Source organism: Mitsuaria sp. TWR114 (assembly GCF_007997345.1).
Window position 1 is genome coordinate 1 of sequence record NZ_VOSR01000909.1, and the last position, 1,622, is coordinate 1,622.

The window sequence follows — 1,622 nt, forward strand, 5'->3', positions numbered from 1 at the left end:
TGAGGTCGCCGGCGGCGACCGTCTCGGCCACCCGCACCGCCTGGGCGATGGGCCGGGTGATCGAGCGCGTGAGCAGCACGGCGATGCCCACCGCCAGCAGCACCGCGATCACCGACAGCACGATCATCAGCGTGCGGGCGCCGCGGGCCAGCGCCGAGGCCTGCGCGCCGAACTCCTCCATGCTCTCCGCCTGGGTCTCGACGAAGCGCTCGACGGCCCCCAGGTAGACGGTCTGCAGCGGCAGGATGTCCGTCACCAGGAGCGTGCGGCCCTCGTCGACCTTGCCGGCCTTGATCAGGTCGACCAGCTGACGCTCCTTGTCCTTGAACTTCGCCCGGCCCTCGACCAGCGCCTGCAGCGCCGCCTTGCCGCGTTCGCTGTGCACCGTCGCGCCGAGCTGGTCGATCGCGCGACCGACCAGCGGCAGCGAGGCCTCGAGCTTGGCCAGCTCGCTGTCGACGATGGCGCGGTCGGACACGATCAGCGCGGTGCGCATCGCGCGGAGCTGCTTGTTGACCTCGTTCTCGACGGTCTGGGCCAGCTGCACCTTGACGAAGCGGTCATGCAGGATGACCTCGGTGTTGGCGTCCACCGCGCTGATCTTGGTGACGCCGATCACCGCCAGCACGATCAGCAGCGCGATCACTGCCGCGAAGCCGCCGGTCAGGCGGACACCGATCTTCAGGTTGCTGAATGCGGTCACGATGGTCTCCCTCGTTCGATGAGAGGGTTGTATCGCATCGGCAGGCCATCGCGCCACCGCGATAGCCCGCGTTCAGATCGGCGATTCGGCCAGGGGGAAGGGCGGGAAGGCGCTGTCGCAGGCCCGCGGTGCCTGGGAGCCGGCGCGCTGGTCGATCAGCTTGAAGGTCGACGACGCCGCGAAGGGGATCGTCACCGGTCCGGGGCCCAGCGTCAGGGTCGCGTCATCCGGCTGCGTGGGGCCGCCCTTCTTGCCGTCGGCGGTGAGGAAGCTCGTCGAGTCGAAGACGACGTTGTCCAGCGTCATCTTCAGCGGGTTGACGACGCTGCCGTTGCGATAGCCGCGGAAGACCAGCTTGCCGGCGCCGAACTTCGCGCTGCTCAGCACATGGATGTTCTGCAGCAGGATGTCGTTGATGTTGGGCGCGGTGCTGTGGTTGCCCGAGCTGTAGTAGGGCGTGAAGATCAGCGGCTGCTTGACGTTGCGCATGCAGACGTTGGCGAAGATCACGTTGCTGACCGTTCCGCCGACGCTGTCGTAGGTCTTGATGCGCAGGCCGTTGACCTGCGCGTCGTCGAAACCGTCGATGCTGAGGTCGTCGACCCGCACCTGGTTCACGCCTTGCGTGGTCTCGCTGCCGATCGACATGCCATGGCCGTGGTACAGGTCGTTGTGGGCGATGTAGATGTCGGAGGCCGGCGCGTCGGCGGCCTTGATCGCGATGTGGTCGTCGCCGGTGCTGATCGACGAGTGCGCGATCCTGACCTTGGAGCTCTCGACCACGTCGATGCCGTCGGTGTTGGCGGCGGTGGCCGGGGTGAAGCAGGTGCTGGGCTGGGTGGCGGCGACGTCGGGGTTGGGCGTCGTGCCGGCGGCGCAGGCGTAGTTGGGCTTGGCGTAGGCCAGCGACGGCGCCAGC

At 68.0% G+C, this 1,622-nt stretch carries 2 protein-coding genes; both read right to left on the reverse strand.

The window, feature by feature from the left end:
- On the reverse strand, positions 1-703 hold a 703-nt coding region (locus FUT87_RS25665), incomplete at its 3' end, for an MCP four helix bundle domain-containing protein (protein WP_147242821.1).
- A 72-nt stretch (positions 704-775) separates the two neighbouring features.
- Positions 776-1,622, reverse strand: an 847-nt coding sequence (locus FUT87_RS25670) for a glycosyl hydrolase family 28 protein (protein WP_255512037.1), incomplete at its 5' end; no start/stop codon positions are given.